15 protein-coding genes are annotated in these 19,051 nt (G+C 31.5%); 14 read left to right on the plus strand and 1 reads right to left on the minus strand.

Going from position 1 to position 19,051, the window contains the following annotated elements:
- Positions 1-4: 4 nt before the first annotated feature.
- The 9 genes from M3P09_RS03600 to M3P09_RS03640 all read left to right on the plus strand — a co-directional run bounded on the left by M3P09_RS03600 (position 5) and on the right by M3P09_RS03640 (position 12,503).
- A complete protein-coding gene (locus M3P09_RS03600; protein ID WP_249972057.1) occupies positions 5-2,440 on the plus strand; it encodes a helix-turn-helix domain-containing protein in 2,436 nt (811 codons plus the stop codon).
- A gap of 175 nt (positions 2,441-2,615) precedes the next feature.
- The gene (locus M3P09_RS03605) at positions 2,616-3,509 is read left to right on the plus strand and encodes a leucine-rich repeat domain-containing protein (RefSeq protein ID WP_249972058.1); all 894 of its coding nucleotides are present in this window, start codon (positions 2,616-2,618) and stop codon (positions 3,507-3,509) included.
- A 272-nt stretch (positions 3,510-3,781) separates the two neighbouring features.
- Positions 3,782-6,079, plus strand: a complete 2,298-nt coding sequence (locus tag M3P09_RS03610; RefSeq protein ID WP_249972059.1) for a leucine-rich repeat domain-containing protein — start codon at positions 3,782-3,784, stop codon at positions 6,077-6,079.
- Positions 6,080-6,322: 243 nt separating this feature from the next.
- A complete protein-coding gene (locus M3P09_RS03615; protein WP_249972060.1) occupies positions 6,323-8,509 on the plus strand; it encodes a tetratricopeptide repeat protein in 2,187 nt (728 codons plus the stop codon).
- Positions 8,506-9,246, plus strand: a complete 741-nt coding sequence (locus M3P09_RS03620; protein WP_249972061.1) for a LytR/AlgR family response regulator transcription factor — start codon at positions 8,506-8,508, stop codon at positions 9,244-9,246. Before M3P09_RS03615 ends, M3P09_RS03620 begins: the two co-directional genes overlap by 4 nt.
- A gap of 234 nt (positions 9,247-9,480) precedes the next feature.
- Positions 9,481-10,506, plus strand: coding sequence for a helix-turn-helix domain-containing protein (locus M3P09_RS03625; protein ID WP_249972062.1), 1,026 nt, complete (start codon positions 9,481-9,483; stop codon positions 10,504-10,506).
- 99 nt (positions 10,507-10,605) lie between these two features.
- Entirely contained in the window at positions 10,606-11,172 is a 567-nt protein-coding gene (locus M3P09_RS03630) for a phosphatase PAP2 family protein (protein WP_249972063.1), read from the plus strand.
- A gap of 6 nt (positions 11,173-11,178) precedes the next feature.
- Positions 11,179-11,757, plus strand: a complete 579-nt coding sequence (locus M3P09_RS03635) for a phosphatase PAP2 family protein (RefSeq protein WP_249972064.1) — start codon at positions 11,179-11,181, stop codon at positions 11,755-11,757.
- A gap of 2 nt (positions 11,758-11,759) precedes the next feature.
- The gene (locus M3P09_RS03640; protein ID WP_249972065.1) at positions 11,760-12,503 is read left to right on the plus strand and encodes a methyltransferase family protein; all 744 of its coding nucleotides are present in this window, start codon (positions 11,760-11,762) and stop codon (positions 12,501-12,503) included.
- 99 nt (positions 12,504-12,602) lie between these two features.
- Here M3P09_RS03640 and M3P09_RS03645 read toward each other — a convergent pair whose 3' ends face one another.
- Positions 12,603-13,745, minus strand: a complete 1,143-nt coding sequence (locus M3P09_RS03645; protein ID WP_249972066.1) for an acyl-CoA dehydrogenase — start codon at positions 13,743-13,745, stop codon at positions 12,603-12,605.
- 182 nt (positions 13,746-13,927) lie between these two features.
- On the opposite strand from M3P09_RS03645, the gene M3P09_RS03650 reads away from it, so the two are divergent.
- The 5 genes from M3P09_RS03650 to M3P09_RS03670 all read left to right on the plus strand — a co-directional run bounded on the left by M3P09_RS03650 (position 13,928) and on the right by M3P09_RS03670 (position 19,050).
- Positions 13,928-14,992 (plus strand): anhydro-N-acetylmuramic acid kinase, encoded by a 1,065-nt coding sequence (locus tag M3P09_RS03650; protein WP_249972067.1) that lies wholly within the window; start codon positions 13,928-13,930, stop codon positions 14,990-14,992.
- A gap of 160 nt (positions 14,993-15,152) precedes the next feature.
- Positions 15,153-16,379, plus strand: coding sequence for a Glu/Leu/Phe/Val dehydrogenase dimerization domain-containing protein (locus M3P09_RS03655; protein WP_099564579.1), 1,227 nt, complete (start codon positions 15,153-15,155; stop codon positions 16,377-16,379).
- 13 nt (positions 16,380-16,392) lie between these two features.
- Positions 16,393-17,787 (plus strand): sodium:proton antiporter NhaD, encoded by a 1,395-nt coding sequence (nhaD, locus tag M3P09_RS03660; protein ID WP_249972068.1) that lies wholly within the window; start codon positions 16,393-16,395, stop codon positions 17,785-17,787.
- Between the two features lie 140 nt (positions 17,788-17,927).
- Positions 17,928-18,626 (plus strand): MotA/TolQ/ExbB proton channel family protein, encoded by a 699-nt coding sequence (locus tag M3P09_RS03665; protein ID WP_249972069.1) that lies wholly within the window; start codon positions 17,928-17,930, stop codon positions 18,624-18,626.
- A 31-nt stretch (positions 18,627-18,657) separates the two neighbouring features.
- Positions 18,658-19,050 carry an ExbD/TolR family protein gene (locus tag M3P09_RS03670; RefSeq protein ID WP_099564576.1) on the plus strand — a complete coding sequence of 131 codons (393 nt, stop codon included), beginning with the start codon at positions 18,658-18,660 and terminating at the stop codon, positions 19,048-19,050.
- Position 19,051 lies beyond the last annotated feature (1 nt).

The following is a 19,051-nucleotide window of genomic DNA, read 5'->3' on the forward strand; positions in this document are numbered from 1 at the left end:
GTTTATGAATGTAAATAACGAACTAGATTTAGCTTGGGATTTTGTAAATAATACAGATAGAAATGTGTTTTTAACAGGAAAAGCAGGAACAGGAAAAACCACTTTTCTGCACAAGTTAAAAATGAAATCTTTGAAACGTATGGTAGTAGTTGCTCCAACTGGAGTAGCTGCTATTAATGCCAAAGGCGTTACTATACATTCGTTTTTTCAAATGCCATTTGGTCCTATTTTACCAGATGTAGAAGTGAGACCTTCCTCTGGATTCAACAGAAAATTCAATAAAACCAAAATAAATATTATCAAGTCTTTAGACTTATTGGTTATTGACGAAATTAGTATGGTTCGTGCCGATTTATTGGATGGCATTGATAAAACACTAAGACGTTTTAAAAATAAAAATAAAGTGTTTGGAGGCGTTCAATTATTAATGATTGGCGACTTGCAGCAATTATCACCAGTAATTAAAGAAGACGAATGGCAATTATTAAAAGCACATTATAAAAACGGATTCTTTTTTAGTAGCAAGGCCTATCAAGCATGTCATGCTGTAACTATCGAGCTGAAGCATATTTACAGACAGGACAATCCTACGTTTATTAATATTCTTAATGAAATTAGAAATGACACCCTTACTCAAGCCTCGGCTGATGAATTAAATAAATGCTATCAACCCAATTTTATACCAGACGAAAAAGACGGTTACATTGCCTTAACAACTCATAATCATAGAGCAGAACAAACCAATAAAGCAGAGCTTACCAAATTAAAAACCAAAGCACATACTTATAATGCCGTTGTAGAAGGTAAGTTTCCAGATTATGCTTACCCCAATAAGGAAGAGCTGATTTTAAAAGTTGGAGCGCAAGTTATGTTTATTAAAAACGATAGCTCACCAGAAAAGCGTTACTTTAATGGAAAGATTGGTAAGGTTATTTTATTGGATAAGGATGAAGTTGTTATTAATTGTCCTGATGATGATTTTAATATTGTAACCACTCCAGAACTTTGGGATAATATAAATTATACGGTTAATAAGGAGACAAACGAAATCTCTGAAAACATAATAGGTACATATACTCAAATGCCATTGCGATTGGCTTGGGCAATAACCATTCATAAAAGCCAGGGTTTAACCTTTGAAAAAGCCATTATAGATGCCCAAGGGGCTTTTGCTCATGGGCAAACCTATGTGGCATTAAGCAGGTGCAAATCTTTAGAAGGTTTGGTGTTAAAAAGTAAAATAAGCTCCAACCAAATTATAAGCGATGCAAATGTATTGTCGTTTAATAAAAGTGCTGAAGAAAATCAGCCCAATGATGAGATATTACAACAATCGAAAGCTGAATTTCAATTGAATTTAATAGCAGAGCTTTTCGATTTTTATAAGTTTTTATATCCTGTAGGACGTATTTTAGATATTTATTATAAAAATAGAACTATTATTGAAGGACAGCTAGAAACACCCTTAAATACCATAAAAGAAGAGGTAACTAGCTTATTGAAAATTGGCAATGGTTTTAAAGCACAACTTAAAACATTATCAGAATCGGCAGGAGCTCCGGAATCTAGTAAAGATGTTCAAGAACGTTTTGTAAAAGCAGTCCATTATTTTAGAGAGCAAACCAAAACCACTATTAGCGAACCTTTTAAAATTTTAGGTTTTACAACGGATAATAAAGCGATTGAAAAAGATATTAATAAACAACTAGATACGATAGAAGAGCTTTTAGCAACCAAATTACTGTACTTTCAAAAGTTGGATAAAGGTTTTAATGTCAAAACCTTTTTAGAATTGCGGGCAAAATCTATTTTTCTGGCAAAAGAAAAACCTAAAAAAACTCGAAAATCGGTTATTGATGGTACTACCAATGTTGAATTATTTGAGTTATTAAGAGTGCTTAGAAATGACATCGCACAAGAAAATGATTTGATCCATTATCAGGTATTTACCCAGAAAGCTTTATACGAAATATGCGAAACCTTACCCACCAATAAAAAAGAATTGCTACAGGTTAATGGTATGGGAAAAACCCGTGTTGAAAAGTATGGAACCAAGATTCTAAAAGTTATTCATGCCTATTGCGATGAAAATGATATAGAAATATCTACTGAAGAAGACCTATTTGAAGTAGAAAAACCCAAGAAAAAGCGAGGAGATACTAAAAAAGAATCTTTAGAGTTGTTTAAATCAGGAAAATCTATTGATGAGATTGCAAACCAAAGAGAACTAAATTCTAATACTATAACTGGGCATTTAGCTCATTTTATACCAACGGGCGAAGTAAAAATAACCGACCTAATTTCCGAAACACACTATAAAGAGCTAAAAGCCCTTATCCCTAAGCATAAATTTGAAAACCTATCAGATTTGAAACACCAGATTGACAATAAATATACCTATGGCGAACTGCGTTTGGTTTTAGATGATTTAAAAAACTAAAGTAGTCTTAAAATAATATTTTTATGTAACTGTCTTATTGTAAGCGCTTTAAAAAGTAAGGGTTTGCAGGCGTTTAGTTACTATGTTATTGTTGTGTTAAATTGATAATAATAATCGTTTTTTTATACTGAAAAACTCCCTTTTCTATTTAGCTTTGCGCGAAAAAAAATCGATTATGACTTGGAGTAAGGCTATAAAATTAATTTGTGTAATCCCATCGTGTTTAATTATCTCTTGTTCAGATGATAACACAAATACACCATCTGATGACTTATACTTAAATATTCCAGATGCCAATTTTGAAGCTAAATTAATAAGTCTAGGAATCGATTCTGATAATACCGTGAATAAGCAAATGTTAAAAACAGATGCAAAAAACATTCAGGATCTTAATGTAGATAATTTAGATATTAATGATTTAACGGGTATTGAAGGATTTGTAGATTTAAAGAAATTATCAGCAGCACAAAATAGCATTACCCAAATCGATTTAAAGTACAATAAGTTGCTAGATACCTTGATTTTATTCGCTAATAATATTAAAAGCATCGACTTAAGCAATAACCCAGAATTGCTTAAGGTAAATATAGAATCTAATGAGCTTACTACGCTTATGGGCATGTCAAATACCACCAAGTTAAAAAGGTTGGATGCATCATTTAATTACTTAAAAGAGTTTAGTATTAACCACGAAGCTATCGAGGTCTTGTATATAAGTGATAACGATTTAGAATCTTTTGATGTTGAAGGTGCTGTAAACTTGAAAAACATTTTTTTAAAAACAAATAAGCTTACTAGTATAGATGTGTCATCTAATACCTTGTTAGAAACTCTAGTGCTTTCAGATAACAAAATTAAGGAACTTAATTTAGAGCAAAACAGTGCTTTAACTGTATTGTGGATATCTAGTAATTTACTAACGGGACTTGATGTGAGTAACCTTAATGCATTAAGTTTTTTATCGGTGTATAATAACCCAGATTTGTCTTGTATCAAAATTTATAGTGGGCAGGATGTTCCAAATCTTACCATATCTGATTCTCAAGAATTGAATGTGCTTTGTGATTAGTTTAAGGATGTTTTCTTAAAATATTTTTTATAGTAATGCCATCACACTAGGTGTGATAGACTATGGGCTCTTCTAAAAAAATATCAACTTTGTAAACATTATTCTTTCTGAAACAACAATAAGAGAGTAGTATATTGTTTTGTCAACATAAAACGCATATAAAATCAACTCTAACGCTTATTGATTAAAACCCTACAAAAAAAGATTTACTATTTCTCGATTTGTTTTATAAAGGTAGTTTGGCTTTTTATAAACCTTTAAACAAATCAAATATGAAAAGAAACCTACTTATTTTAATCACCTTTTGTATATCTATAATAGGATATTCTCAATCGGTTGGAGACACTTTTGTTGATAATTTTATAACCTTTGAGATTACTTCACTTTCACCTAATGAAGTTGAAGTCCATGACTACAATCATAGTGGTAATACAGATGTAGTTATACCTAACACAATTACTAATAGTAGCACAACTTATAATGTAACTAGCATAGGAGACGATGCTTTTAATTATATTATATCAGCAGGCAAAATAACTAGCGTTACGTTTACTTTACCTAGTAATATTGCAACTATTGGAAATCAAGCCTTTCGTGATCAGAATTTAACAACTGTAACTATACCTTCAAGTGTTATCAGTATTAGCCAGTATGCGTTTTGGCATAATAATTTAACTAGTGTTACTATAGAAAACGGTATAGAAAGTATCGGTGATCATGCTTTTTCAACGAATCAAATAGCGAGCATTACTATTCCAAATAGTGTTACCAGTATCGGTCAATTTGCTTTTCAAAGCAATCAATTAACTAATGCAACACTTTCAAATAGTCTTATCAGTATTGGCTCAGCTGCTTTCAGTCAAAACCAACTACAGAGTATTGTAATTCCAAATAGTGTTACTAGTTTTAGTAGTGCTTTTAGTTCTAATCAATTAACTAGTATTACATTACCTAGTGGTATTACTAATATTGATGTTGGTGCTTTTCGAAGTAATAATTTAACTCATGTTACTATCCCTAGTACTGTTACAAATATTGAGAACACTGCTTTTAGAGATAATCCATTAGCAACTGTGACTTCACAAGCAATAATACCTCCTACTATATTTGTTCCTGGGATTAATGATTCGTTTTGGAACCGTTCTGTTATTGATTTAACGATTCCAGCAGGAACATCAGCTGCCTATGCTGCTGGGGGTTGGACTGGCTTTAATTCGGTAACAGAAGCAAATGCATTAGCGGTTGGAGATACTTTTGTTGTAGATTTTATAACTTATGAGGTAACTTCTTCTACATCTAATACAGTTGAAGTTATAGGCTATAATACAGCTGGGGGAACTGTAGTAAATATACCTGCTATTGTTTCCTATAGTGTTGTAGCGTATGATGTAACCAATATTGCTGGTGGAGCTTTTCAAAGTAAAAATTTAACCCATGTTACTATTCCAAATAGTGTTACTAATATTGAGATTTCTGCTTTTCATACAAATCAACTTACAAGTGTTATAATTCCTGAAAGTGTTACTAATATTGGTCCAATTGCTTTCCTTAATAATCCCTTAAGTACAATTATTTCATTAGGTGCAATACCTCCTATTATAACTACAGGTGGCGGTACTGATACTTTTGGAAGCTCTAGTTATAGTCGTAGTAACATTAATTTGGTTATACCAAATAATACTACAGACGAGTATGTTACTGATAGCGGAGCACTTTGGACAGGCTTTAAAATGGTTTTTGAAGCAACTTCTCCAACAACAGCTGAAGTTTCAAATTACGACCCAGCAAATGGCACTAGTGTTGTTATACCAGCATCTGTTACAGCAGGTTCTATAGTATTTGATGTAATTAAAATTGATGATTCAGCATTTGAAAACATAGGCTTAACAAATGTTACTATTCCTAATAGTGTTACAGAAATTGGGATTTCAGCATTTAACACTAATAACTTAACAAGTGTAACTATTCCAGATAGTGTTACTACTATTGGTACTACAGCTTTTGCAACTAATCCTATAATAAATCTATCATTAGGAGCTAATGTAACTGATATAGGTATTGGTGCTTTTGTAGATAATAATATATCTGATGTTACTATTCCTAGTAATGTTACTTTTATTGGTTTGTTAGCTTTTGGAAACAACCCATTAACTAGTGTAACCTCATTGGCTACAACACCACCAACTATTACAACAGGTACTAATGATACTTTTGCTTTTAACCGTAGTAGCATTCATTTACATATCCCACCAAATACTATGGGTGCTTATGTTACAGATGTTGGAGCGTTATGGACAGGTTTTAATCCTGTAACCGAAGATGCGCTATTAAGTAATACTGATTTTGAATTAACAAATAATATAAAGGTTATTACTGAAGCGGATGCTTTAAAAATTTCGTATCCAAATAACATTAAATTAAAAAACTATAGCATTTACAATATTAATGGAGCTAAAATAACTACAGGTACAAGTGATGAAATAAAAACATCAACTTTTAATAGTGGTGTTTATATTTTAAAACTTCATTTTGATAAAGGAATAGCTACCAAAAAAGTTGTAGTTAATTAATAAATATTATAAACCTTGTTGAATATGCTTAGTTTTTTAGAAAGGTATAGGTTAGAGTTGTCCTTGGTTTTATTATATGCATTAATTTTTTACCTTATTTTTTTGTAGCTAAAAATATAAGCGTAATCTAAAACTAGATTTACCTTTTACTAACTATAAGCGTTTTTAAAGTGCTTGTAGTTAGTATTTTATTTGTTATCGTTAAAAATTATATTGTAATTAGCTTGAAATTCTACCTTTAATATGAAAATCATCAATTCCTTTATATTTTTTTTAGTGCTATCTTTTTCTATTTCAACTACTATTCTAGCTCAAAATGCAGAAATAGATAGTCTTAAACTGGTATTGCAAAATCATAAAGTAGAAGATACGATTAGAGTAAACCTTCTAAACAATTTGGCATTCAGTTTAAGGAAAATAGATACTACTACTGCCGAGGTATATTTAAAAAAATCTGCCAAAATTTTAAGTGTGCTGAATTTCCCTAAGGGGAAAGCTAAAAACATGCTTATAAATGGAATAATTAACGCTTCAAAAACAAAGTATGAAGAAGGCTTTCCGTTGTATGAAGAATCACTTAAGCTAAATAAATCTATTGGTTTTGATAAAGGAATTTCAGAATGTTATAAAGAAATGGGACATTTCTATTATAAAAAAGGGGATCAACAACAAGCTATATCGCATTACAAAAAGGCTTTAATGATTAGTGAAAAACTTAATGATAAAGAGGAAGTATTTGGTGTTTTGAATGATGTAGGATGGTCTTATATTTTAATAGGGGATTATGATGAAGCTGAGTCAATTTATAAAGAAGCCTTACTTAAAGGAAAAGGAACAAAAAATAAAACATTACTTTCTGGTTGCTTTAGTGATTTAGGGATTATTTATTCTTACCAAGGAAATTACACAATAGCCTTGGATTATTATAAAAAATCACTCGAAATAGCCCAAAAACATGTAGATAGTGTAGCAATAGGAAATGTTTTTGGTAATATGGGGCCTATTTATACAGAGCTAGAAAATTATGATAAAGCAATAGATTGTTTTAAAGAATCTATAAACTATTTAAAAGGCAATTATAAAAATGCTACTGCAAGTAACTATAATAATATAGGTTTAGCTTATACAGCAAAAAAAGAATATAAAAGGGCACGTCAATATCTTAATGATGCAAAAAAAGTCTATAGAGAAATGAATGATAAAGGAGGTGAAGCCATTGCACTAATTAATACTGCTGATGTCTATTTAGCATTAAATGAATATGACACAGCATATCAATATTTTGAATCAGCAAAAAAAATGAGCTTAGAGGTTGATAATCAACGAAACATATGCTATTCTTTTCTGGGTCAAGCCAAAATCCTTGTAATTAAAAAAAAATATAGTAGCGCATTGTCCCACGTTCTTAAAGGTAAAAAGATTGCAGATAATCTTGAACTTTTAAATTTTCAAAGAGATGCTAATAAAATACTTTCTGACATATATAATCATATAGGTAATTATAAAAAAGCCCTTCAAAATCATCAACAATATCAAATATTAAACGATAGCTTATTTAATAAGAAAAATATTGAAAAAATAACACGATTAGAATCTGAATACAAACACAGGCAAGCATTAGATTCTGCAAGCATAAGAGAATTACAATTAACAAAAACAATAACAGAAACTAATATAAATTTAGAAAAAACCCAGCGCAATTATTTATGGGCAATTATTGGTGTTCTTTTAATCTCAATGTTATTGGGTGCTGTTATTTTCTACCAGAAATTAGGCCATGCCAAGGCTAAGACCCAAAATGCAGTTATAGAACAAAAACTATTGCGTTCGCAAATGACACCGCATTTTATCTTTAATTCATTGTCAGTCTTACAAGGGATGATTTTGAATAAAGAAGAAAAAAAGTCGATTAATTATTTGTCAAAATTCTCAAAATTATTGCGCATTACTTTAGAAAACTCAAGAGATAAAACGGTTTCTTTGTCACAAGAGTTAACAGCTATTAAAAATTATTTAACACTTCAGAATTTAGAAAGTAGCGCTTATCAGTCTACAGTTTTAGTCGAAGATACTATCGATGTGTCTTTATTTGAAATTCCACCAATGCTTATTCAGCCATTTGTAGAAAATGCTATTGAGCATGCATTTGAAGGTCAAGAAACAAATAGGAAAATAGATGTTAAACTGACATATGCAGACAAAAAATTAATGTGTTTTATAACAGATAACGGAATAGGTTATAAGTCTCAACAAGCAAATAAAAAAAGTTATAAAAAATCATTATCATCATCAATAACATCAGAGCGTTTAAAAATATTATCTAAAGATTTTAAAATGGAAGGTTCTATTAGTATTGAAGATAGGCAAAAATACAATGAGCAAGGTACTATTGTTACTTTAGTAATTCCTCATAAAACACTTGTGGTATGATGAAAACATTAATAGTAGAAGATAAAGCCTATATTAGAAAAGGGTTACTTAATATTTTAAAAACAATAGATGCAGAAGTAGAGGTTGTTGGAGAGTGCATATCAGTAAAAGAAGCTGTTGTTGTGGCTAGTGCTTGTAAACCAGAGTTAATTTTTTTAGATATTAATCTAACTGATGGTAACGCTTTTGAGTTTTTAGAGCAAACAGAACACTTACAATTTAAAGTGATTTTTATCACTGCTTATGAAGAATATGCCATAAAAGCCTTAAAGAGTGGAGCGATAGATTATATTTTAAAACCAGTGGACGTAGATGAGCTTAAAGTTGCTTTAGAAAAGGTGAAACATTTACCTATAGCTGAACAAAAACAACAAATTAGAAAAGTAAAAGAAGTATGGAGTAATGACGATACTAAATTAATTGTATCTCTACACGATAGCTTTCAGGTTATAGATTTAAATGAATTACTTTATTGCGAATCAGATAAAGGTTACACCACATTTTACTGTAATGATGGGAGGAAACATGTTGCATCTAAAACTATAAAAGAGTTTGAAGATCAGCTTATTGCGGTAAACTTTATTCGCCCGCATCAATCCTTTATAGTAAACTTAAAGTTTATAGATAAGTATGAGAAGTCTGGTACTATTTACCTTAAAAACGGAAAAAAAATACCAGTGTCCTCAAGAAAGAAAGAACATTTTGTAACCTCTTTTTTGAATTGGTATAAAAGCTAATTAACAAATATTGTCGTTTGTACTATAACGTTCTGTGTTATATAACTTTGCTTTGGTAAAAAGTGAAAGTTTAATACATGTTTTTCTTTATTTTTTTCTTGACAAATGTTTCTCTACGATGTTAATGAAACACTCTTTTCACGAAATGACGAGTAGGAGTGCAGTGGAATGTGTGTGAAATGGAAATACAATTTTATTTATATTATGTGCGTTGTTTTATAAAACTAGCCAAAAATGTTGAAAACCATTCAAATCATTGCTCTTATTCAAGGGCTGTTTCTGCTATTTATTTTATTTAAGAAGCGTAAAATTTATAAGAAGCCAACTTTTTGGTTATTAGTAGGGAGTATTGTTTCTATATTGTTATTTATAATTGGAGATGATGATAATAATCTTTTAGCAGAAAGTAGAGGTTGGTTTCTTTTTGATAGCTCATTATTCATAACATTTTTATTCCTGTTTTTTAAGTATTTCAAGTCAGACAAAGAAAAATTCAACAAAAAAGACTTTTTCTTTTTTTTACCTAATATTATATATTTCATTATTGAAATCATTGAACTTTTTCAGATTGAAGAAATTTTATTAATCGAGCTGTTCGAAAAACTTATAGAAGTTACTTTTTTAGCTTACTTAATTTATATAATAATTGATCTTTTTAAAAATAAATCAAAATATTGGATTCTATATTTAACCGTACCTATTACATTGCTGATGGGGGTGAACTATGTAAATGATTGTGCTGAATTGATTGGTTTTAATGAAGTTCTCACTTCTAATGATACAGAATACCAAAGTTATTTTCTAATTATAATAGCATTTTTATTCTATGGCATCACATATTATTTAATAGTCAACCCTAAAGCGTTAATGCCAATATCTAAGCTGAATAAATACAAGGGCTCTAATTTAAATAAGCAACAAATTGAAAGCTATAAAATTACCATATTAGATGCAATGAAAACAAAAGAATTGTATATAGATCCAAAACTATCCATTCATAAATTATCTCAAGAAATCAACATTCCACGACAGTATATTTCGGAAGTTTTAAATATCCATTTAGGTAAAAGTTTTCAAGATTTTGTTAACGAATATAGAGTTGAAGCTTTCGTTACAAGCCTCAAAAAAGACCAAAATGAGCAGTTTACACTTTTTGGCTTAGCTAATGAAGTTGGCTTTAATTCTAAATCAAATTTTAATGCTATCTTCAAGAAACACAAAGGGTTAACGCCATCACAGTTTAAAAAAACATTAATTTAATTTATACTATTATGTCCTAAATACTTATTCTGGACTAACAGTATGTAAATTAAGTGTTTAAAGAGGCGTTTATTTGGGAAATATCAGTATTCCCAACTTATGTACATTTCATTTTTCAAAACTGTCTTTTTTGTTTTATTCTTATCTATAGTTTCTCAATTCGAAGCACAAGATACTAGCAATTCAACTAAATCGCATATAACAGAAAAAATTGGTGATGTAGTATTGATAGCACTTCCTGTAGCTACAATTGGTTCTACGTATATTTTAGGAGATAAAGAAGGCCCCTGGCAATTTACTAAAGGATTACTTTTAACAGAAGCAGTTACCTATAGTTTAAAATGGAGTATTAACAAACCACGACCAGACTTAAGTAACAATAATTCATTCCCTTCTGGTCATACATCAACTACTTTTCATAGCGCTGGTTTTATACACAGACGTTATGGCTTTAAATATAGTATTCCTGCTTATCTCTTGGCTGGTTTTACTGCTGCAAGTAGAGTAGATGCAAAGAAACATGATGTTTTGGATATTCTGGCTGGAGCTGCTATTGGTTTAGGGAGTAACTTAATTTTTATTACAGAATATCAAAGAGCACATTTTCAACTCTCTTTCAGTGGCACGAGGGACATCTTTTTAATTGGTTTTACCTATAAATTCTAATACACAATGCAAAATATCAAATTGTATTTATTTATTTTTTTACTTCTGTTTTCTTTCAAAGCTATAAGAGCTCAGGATGATAGTCCCAGTGAATTAAGATTTGAAAAAGATATACAAGACGCAGGAGATGTTATTCAATTGGCATTGCCTGCAACTGCATTTTTAGGAACACTCATTAAAGGCGATAAAAAAGGGAGTTGGCAATTTGTAAAAGCATTTAGTACAAACTTAGCAGTTACATATGCTTTAAAATACGCAATTAACAAACCAAGACCTGATGGTGCTACCGATGGTCATGCCTTTCCGTCTGGTCATACATCTGTGGCTTTTCAAAGTGCTGCTTTTATTCAAAGGAGATATGGTTGGGAGTATGGCATTCCTGCTTATGCTTTAGCAGGTTTTGTGGCTTACAGTAGAACAGAAGGTTTTAACGATAGACATGACGCATGGGATGTACTTGGTGGTATTGTAGTCGGTATTGGCAGTACTTATTTATTTACATCAGAATATCAAAAAGAGCGTTTTCAATTATCGTTTTCAAGCGAAAATAACTCATATCAAGTGGGATTAACATTTAAATTTTAATAATGGCATTACAAGAAGAACTTAAAAAACAAGGCGATTTTTTATTCAAAAATAGAAGCTATTTACCGTTAATTATTTTATTAATTGGATTAGGAGTTTACATTAATACAGAATATTTAGGAATTGAAGAAGCAACTGAAACTTGGTTTACCAAATCTTATAAGTTTATATGTTTAGGGATTTGTCTTTTCGGATTGTTAATTAGAATAATTACAGTGGGACATTCTCCCAAAAACACCTCAGGTAGAAACACAAAAGAAGGACAAATAGCTGATGTTCTAAATACAACTGGACTATATTCATTGGTAAGACATCCTTTGTATGTTGGTAATTTCTTTATTTGGTTAGGTGTTGCTATGCTTACCGAGAATTCTTGGTTTATTATTGCATTTATATTATTCTATGCGTTTTACTATGAACGGATTATGTACGCGGAAGAAAGTTTTTTGAGAAATAAATTTGGTAAGCATTATTTAGATTGGGCAAACAATGTTCCTGCTTTTATTCCCACATTTAAGAACTATAAGAGGCACAGACACTCATTTAGAATAAAGAAGGTTCTAAAAAAGGAAAAGAATGGGTTAACCGCAATTTTTCTATTATTTTGGTTCTTTGAATTTATAGGCGAAACAGTTGAAAACAGAAAAATCGTTATGGAATACGACTTTTGGTTTTATTCTGCTTTAGTTTCATTAATGATTTACTTTATTCTTAAAACAATGAAAAAAAGAAAACTATTAAATTAAAGTAGAAATCTTGTGACTTGACCATATGAAATAAGTGCTAAAACAGTAGGAGAGTGAAAAATCACTAAAATACTTAAAGCAAATAATATAAGGCAAAATCTACCCCCTAATTAAACTCCTAGAAATCACAATTTTCTGGATTTCTGAAGTGCCTTCATAAATCTGCGTAATTTTAGCATCACGCATTAAACGCTCCACATGGTACTCTTTTACAAAGCCGTTACCACCATGAATTTGCACCGCTTCAACGGTGTGTTCCATAGCCACTTTTGAAGCGTATAATTTTGCCATCGCACTAGACATATCGTAATTGTTTCCTTGGTCTTTATCCCAAGCTGCTTTCATAACTAAATGTCTGGCAGCAGCAATTTCGGTATGCATATCGGCAAGTTTAAAAGCAATGGCTTGATGGTTACAAATTTCGGTGCCAAAGGCTTTACGCTCTTTAGAATATTTTAAAGCCAACTCATAAGCACCTTGAGCAATACCAAGTGCTTGAGAAGCAATACCTATACGTCCACCAGATAAGGTTTTCATAGCAAAACGAAAACCAAAACCATCATCTCCAATTCTATTTTCTTTAGGCACTTTTACATCATTAAATTGCAGCGTATGTGTGTCGCTTCCGCGAATGCCTAATTTATCTTCTTTTGGCCCTACATGAAACCCTTCCATGCCTTTTTCAACAATAAAAGCATTAATACCATGAGATCCTTTATCACGATCGGTTTGCGCAATAACCAAATACACATCGGCACGTCCGCCACTTGTAATCCAGTTTTTTGTGCCATTAATAATATAATGGTCGCCTTTATCTATAGCTGTTGTTTTTTGCGACGTAGCGTCACTACCAGCTTCGGGTTCGCTTAAACAAAACGCACCAATATTTTCTCCTGTAGCTAGTTTGGTTAAATATTTTTCTTTTTGAGCTTCAGTTCCATAAGCTTCAAGACCATAACAAACCAACGAATTATTAACCGATACAATTACAGAAGCAGAGGCATCAATTTTTGATAGTTCTTCCATAATAAGAACATAAGATATGGCGTCCATACCGCTTCCGCCGTATTTAGGATCGACCATGATTCCCATAAAACCTAAATCGCTCATTTTTTGAACTAATTCTGCAGGAAATTCTTGTTTATTATCGCGTTCAATAACTCCTGGAAGCAATTCGGTTTGTGCAAATTCGCGAGCAGCATCGCGTATCATTAAATGTTCTTCAGAAAGGTTAAAATCCATAATTCGTAATTAAAATCTTGTTTTGGTAAAAAATGTTTACAAATATAGCTTTTAATTGTGAATTCTTAAAAATTATAGCTTAGTTTTCGCTTGTAAATTCTTTCATCATTTTATTTAAGATGATTACTTTTACCTAAGTAACAGTCAAACTTCAATTAGTTATTGTTTAACAGCTACTTAATATGATGAAATCGAAATATAATGTTATCGGAGTGATGTCTGGAACATCGTTAGATGGTATAGATTTGGTATATGTTACGTTTGAATTTGAGCAAACATGGCAGTTTAAAATAATTCATACAGAAACAGTTGCTTACAATAATTATTGGCATGAAATCCTTAAAAATTTAGTCTCATATTCTTTAAAGGAATTGCAACAAATTGATGAAGATTATACAGTTTACTTGTCCAATATTATCAACAGCTTTATTGAAAAGAATAATATAAACGATGTAGATGCGATATGCTCTCATGGTCATACCGCTTTACATCAACCAGAAAACAAACTAACCTATCAAATTGGTAATTTGCCAAATATGGCGAGATTGGTAAACAACAAAGTAGTTTGCGATTTTAGAGTGCAGGATGTTGAATTTGGTGGCCAAGGTGCGCCTTTAGTTCCAATTGGTGACCAGTTATTGTTTTCAGAATACAACTACTGTATTAATTTAGGAGGCTTTGCTAATATATCTTTTGATCATAAAAGCAAAAGAATAGCCTACGATATTTGTCCTGTAAACATTGTGCTAAATTATTATGTAAAGCAACTTGGTTTTAACTTTGATGATGAAGGTAAAATAGCGTCAACAGGAACTGTAAATAATGAACTATTAGAACAACTAAATGCTCTTGATTTTTACAAAGAGAGCCCACCAAAATCTTTAGGCTTAGAATGGGTTAATACTAATATATTCCCCTTAATAGATTCGTTTGAATTAGACATGAAAAATGTTTTAAGAACTTTTGTTGAACATGTTGCTATTCAAATTTTAAAAGTAACAAACGGTGATGCTAATGCTAGCTTGCTTATAACGGGTGGTGGCGCGTATAACACCTTTCTTATTGAAAGTATAAAATCACGCTCTAGTAATCAAATAGTAACCCCATCAAACGACATTATTGAATTTAAAGAAGCCATTATTTTTGGTTTTTTAGGCGTGCTAAAATTAAGAAACGAGACCAATTGTTTACAAAGTGTAACAGGCGCGAATAAAGACCATAGTTCTGGTAAAATATATCTTCCCTAAAATTTATTAAAATTTAATATTAAAGGACTTTTAGTTTTTTATATTTGTTAAATTAATAATTTTAACACCTTTCATATGAATCAGCTTTAGCTTTGCTTAAGAAGAAATACTAAAAACACTAAAAAGATTAAGCAAAAAATTAAATGATTATTATTAAGAAATGAAAGAATTATTAAAAAAATACGAAAATAAAGAACCAGAAATTGTTTTTAATTGGAAAGACCCTGAAACGGATGCAGAGGGTTGGACGGTTATAAATTCGCTTCGCGGAGGCGCTGCAGGAGGCGGAACAAGAATGCGAAAAGGTTTGGATATGAATGAGGTTTTGTCTTTAGCAAAAACCATGGAAATTAAGTTTACCGTATCTGGTCCATCTATTGGAGGTGCAAAATCGGGTATTAATTTCGACCCTAAAGACCCTCGTAAAACAGGTGTATTAGAACGTTGGTATGCCGCAGTGTCGCCATTACTTAAAAGTTATTATGGTACAGGCGGCGATTTGAATGTTGATGAAATTCACGAAGTTATTCCTATTACAGAAGAAAGCGGTGTTTGGCACCCACAAGAAGGTGTTTTTAATGGACATTTTAAACCTACTGAAGCTGATAAAATTAATAGAATTGGACAGTTAAGACAAGGGGTTATTAAGGTTATAGAAAACGCAATATACTCACCAAGTGTTTCAAGAAAATATACTGTAGCAGACATGATAACTGGCTTTGGTGTTGCCGAAGCAGTGAAACAATATTATGCTATTTATGGTGGAGACATTAAAGGTAAACGTGCCGTAGTACAAGGTTTTGGTAATGTAGGAGCAGCGGCAGCATTTTATTTATCGCAAATGGGAGCCAAAGTAGTTGGCATAATTGATATAGCAGGAGGATTAATTAATGAAGATGGTTTTACTTTCGAAGAAATTACTAACTTGTTCTTAGCAAAAAATGGAAACACACTTGTTGCTGAAAATTTAATTCCTTTTGAAGAAGTTAACGAAAAAATTTGGTCTATTAACACTGAGATTTTTGCACCATGTGCGGCATCACGATTAATTACGATTCACCAAATTGATGAAATGATAGATAGTGGCTTAGAAGTTATATCTTGTGGAGCTAATGTGCCTTTTGCAGATAAAGAGATTTTCTTTGGTCCTATAATGGAGCATACAGATTATAGAGTAAGTTTAATACCAGATTTTATTTCTAATTGCGGAATGGCACGTGTTTTTGCATATTTTATGGAACGCCGTGTACAAATGACAGATGAAGCGATATTTAACGATACCTCAAATAAAATTAAAGAAGCTATAGAAAAAGTTTATAATAAAAACCAAAGTAAAACAGGAATAAGTGCAACAGCTTTTGAGATTGCCTTAAACCAACTAATATAAAAACCAAATATATATGGAAGCTGCGATTATTTTAGTATTTGTAATGGGCTATTTAGCCATTACCCTTGAGCATAATATAAAAATTGATAAACTAATTCCTGCATTGGTCATGATGGCTATTTGTTGGGCGTTAATTGCTTTAGGTATAGATAGCTTCCCCCAATGGTTTGATTCTTCCAAACATTCATTGTTAGAAGGGTTTGGAGATTTTGCTTCTGAAGATAAGATGCATCTTATGGAAGAAACACTTTTACATCATTTAGGTAAAACTTCAGAAATATTAGTATTCCTTTTAGGAGCCATGACCATTGTTGAAATCATTGATTATTTTGATGGTTTTTCTACAATTAAAGACTTTATAAAAACAAAAAAGAAAAGTAAAATACTTTGGATTTTCGCCATTTTAGCATTCATTTTATCGGCTATTATAGATAATCTTACTGCAACTATTGTACTTATTTCTATCCTTCAAAAAATTGTAAAAGATAGAAGTGTTCGTATTTGGTATGCAGGCTTAATTATTATTGCTGCAAATGCGGGTGGTGCTTGGTCTCCTATAGGCGATGTAACAACAACCATGTTATGGATTGGTAAAAAAGTAACTACAGGTCATTTAATTGGGTATTTATTATTACCATCTTTTTTATGTATGGCTGTACCAACATTTATCGCATCATTTTTACCAGCCTTTAAAGGCGATTTGGAACTTGAAAAAGAAACTACAACTAAGAAAAAATCTAAGTTTAGCGGAACGATGCTATATCTTGGTTTAGGAGCTATTGTTTTTGTACCAGTTTTTAAAGTGATTACACATTTGCCACCATACGTTGGTATGATGCTATCTCTAGGTGTAGTGGCAATTTTTGCTGAAATTTACAGTAATTCTAAGTTTAGTATGACTGAAGTTGATTCAGAGGAAAGTGATGCTCATGCTATGCACAGTCCTGTACACCATTCATTATCAAAAATTGAATTGCCAAGTATTTTATTCTTCTTAGGAATTTTAATGGCGGTTGCCGCTTTAGAATCTTTAGGAATTTTATTTGGTGCTGCAGATTGGTTAAGAGGAAATACTCCACAACTGGGAACTGAATTGCATGAAGGAGGAGTGTCAGATTTAGTCGTTTTATTTTTAGGTATAGGATCTGCAGTTATTGATAATGTGCCTTTAGTTGCGGCTAGTTTAGGTATGTTTTCTGAGCCTATAGATCATGAACTTTGGCACTTTATAGCCTTTTCTGCGGGTACAGGTGGTAGTATGTTAATTATTGGTTCGGCAGCAGGTGTTGTGGCAATGGGAATGGAGAAAATTGACTTTTTCTGGTATTTAAAAAAGATTGCTTGGTTAGCTGCAGTTGGCTTTTTAGTAGGTTCAGTAGCCTTTATGTTTACTAGAACTTTATTTTAATTGAAAAAATAGGTTTCGATTTTTTATCGAGATTTCAAATAAACAGATCATTCTCTCAATAGTGAGAATCTAGCAAAAAGCATTTTTGCTATACTTTAACAATAAAAGATACGTTATACAGTTGCAATAAATTGAATTATATGCTAAATATTTTATTACTAAACACACAAGATGAAGCAGAAGTGCTTACTGATGAATCGGTTGAAAAAACACTTTCGATCATAGAATTAATAAGTAGCGGTGGCGCTGCAGGACAAGTTATAATTGCACTCTTATTTTTACTGCTTATTGTGGCTTCTTACATTTATTTTGAAAGATTATTTGCTATAAAAGCAGCATCAAAAATAGATGCCAATTTTATGAATCAAATTAAAGACCACGTAAGTAACGGTAAAATTGACTCGGCACAAATGCTTTGTGCGCAAGTAAATTCACCTGTATCAAGATTAATAGGTAAAGGTATTTCTAGAATAGGAAAGCCGCTTGCTGATATTAATACAGCAATAGAAAACGCTGGACGATTAGAGATATATGGCTTAGAAAAAAACGTGAGTATTCTAGCAACAATATCTGGTGCAGCACCTATGATTGGATTTCTTGGTACGGTAGTTGGAATGATATTAGCAATATTTGAATTGGCTAATGCAGGAGGAACCATTGAAATGGATGTTTTAGCAGGCGGATTATATACTGCAATGACAACCACAGTAGCAGGTTTAATAGTTGGAATTATTGGATACATTGCTTACAATCATTTGGTAGTTAGAACAGATAAAGTAGTGTATCAAATGGAAGCTAACTCATTAGAGTTTTTAGATCATTTAAACGAACCAACGTAGTGTGAAATAAATGATTAAAAATTTAGAATAGATGAATTTTAGAGGAAGAAATAAAGTTACGCCAGAGTTCAATATGTCGTCCATGACAGATATTGTATTTCTGTTACTTATATTTTTTATGATAGCCTCCACTTTGGTTACCACAAATGCTATTGATATCATATTACCCAAAGCAAGTGGTAAAACCGAAAATAAAAGATCGGTGGCGGTAAGTATTAAAAAAGATTTGACCTATTATATCGATCAAAAACGAGTAGGCGTAAGTGTTTTGGAGAATGAATTATTGGCAGCATTATCTTCTCAAGAAAAACCAACCATAGTTTTAAGAGCCGAAAAATCGGTGCCAGTTGAGAATGTTGTGAAAGTAATGGACATCGCCAATAGAAATAAATTTAAAGTCATTTTAGCTGTAAAGCCTAATTAGA

The sequence above is a fragment of the Jejuia spongiicola genome, from assembly GCF_023502325.1.
In the GTDB taxonomy this organism is placed as follows: domain Bacteria; phylum Bacteroidota; class Bacteroidia; order Flavobacteriales; family Flavobacteriaceae; genus Wocania_A; species Wocania_A spongiicola.